The sequence below is a fragment of the Brachyspira pilosicoli genome (genome assembly GCF_019402445.1).
GTDB classification, from domain to species: Bacteria; Spirochaetota; Brachyspiria; order Brachyspirales; family Brachyspiraceae; genus Brachyspira; species Brachyspira pilosicoli_B.
Genome location: NZ_SRZM01000314.1, coordinates 1 through 1483 on the forward strand (window position 1 = coordinate 1; position 1483 = coordinate 1483).

The 1483-nt window shown below is 30.9% G+C and carries 2 protein-coding genes; both read left to right on the forward strand.

The window, feature by feature from the left end:
• Positions 1-50: 50 nt before the first annotated feature.
• Entirely contained in the window at positions 51-851 is an 801-nt protein-coding gene (locus E6A48_RS09865; RefSeq protein ID WP_219710040.1) for a thymidylate synthase, read from the forward strand.
• Positions 848-1348: a dihydrofolate reductase gene (locus E6A48_RS09870; protein WP_219710041.1), complete on the forward strand. Its 501-nt coding sequence runs from the start codon at positions 848-850 to the stop codon at positions 1346-1348. The genes E6A48_RS09865 and E6A48_RS09870 overlap by 4 nt, the downstream gene beginning before the upstream one ends.
• Positions 1349-1483: the final 135 nt, after the last annotated feature.

A 1483-nucleotide genomic window follows, 5' to 3' on the forward strand; every position in this document is an offset into this window, starting at 1 on the left:
AAAATAATTAAACATGTATAATTATTTCAAAAAACAAATTAGGATTGTTTATGAAAAACTATTTGGAATTATTAAGAAAAGTTTTAGAAGAGGGTGAAGATACTAAAGACAGAACAGGGGTTGGCACTAGAAGAATATTTGCTCCTCAGTTAAGATTTAAATTTGAAGGCAATAAAATACCTATTATAACTACAAAAAGAGTATTTATGAAAGGTGTTATTATAGAATTATTATGGTTTTTGCAAGGCTCAACAAATATAAAATTTTTGCTTGAGAATAATGTTCATATATGGGACGAGTGGGCTGATGATATGGGTGAGCTTGGACCAGTATACGGAAAGCAGTGGAGAGCTTGGGAAACTAAAGAAGGAAACAAAATAGACCAAATTTCTAATGTTGTTAATACATTAAGAAATAATCCTACAAGCAGAAGAAATATTTTGAATGCTTGGAATGTGGGAGAGATTGATAAAATGCATTTGCCTCCTTGCCACATGATGTGTCAATTTTTTGTTAACAATGAAGGCGGTATAATAACGCATTTATATCAGCGTTCTGCGGATTTGTTTTTGGGTGTTCCTTTTAATATAAGCTCTTATGCTATACTCACAAGACTTTTAGCTATGCATAGCGGACTAAAAGCTTCAGAATTAATAATGACATTTGGTGATGCACATATTTATAATAATCATATGGAGCAAGTTAAACTTCAGCTTTCAAGAGAGCCATATGAACAGACTACAGAATTATTTATAGAAGAGCGTCCGAATATATTTAGCCATGTTTATGAGGATTTTAGATTAGAAGGCTATAAATATCATCCAACTATAAAAGCGGAGGTAGCTGTTTGATAGTTTCATTAATTGCTGCGGTTGATTCAAAAAACGGCATAGGCTTAAATGGTGTAATGCCTTGGGGGCACATCAAAGAAGATATGCAGTTTTTTAGAAGCACTACCACAGGATATGCTGTTGTAATGGGGAGAGTTACTTTTGAGTCTTTAGGGGGAAAGCCTCTTCCAAATAGAAAAAATATTGTTATATCATCTAATAAAAATGAGCTTTCAGATAAATACGATAACCTTTTTTATGATGACAATTTTGAAAATGCTATTTCTAAATTATTATTAGAAAAGCATAATCAAATATTTATTATAGGAGGAGAGTCCATTTATAAAAGAGCAATGGATTATGCTGATAAAATATATCTTACTCATATAAATAAAGATTATAATTGCGATAGATTTTTTCCAGAAGTAGATAGTAAATTATTTTCTTCAAGGATATTAAAGAATTTTGTTTATGATGATGTAGATGTTAGTATTGTGGAATATAGTAAGATTTTTTAACTTTTAAACTGTAAGTTGCATAACCTTTCTTCCTGTTATTATTTATTTTATACTGATAATTCTTTATATAAAAGTGCAGTCCTTTTGCTTCTTTGGGGCATACCCACAGGTACTTCCTTCGGTCGCCAAAAGAAG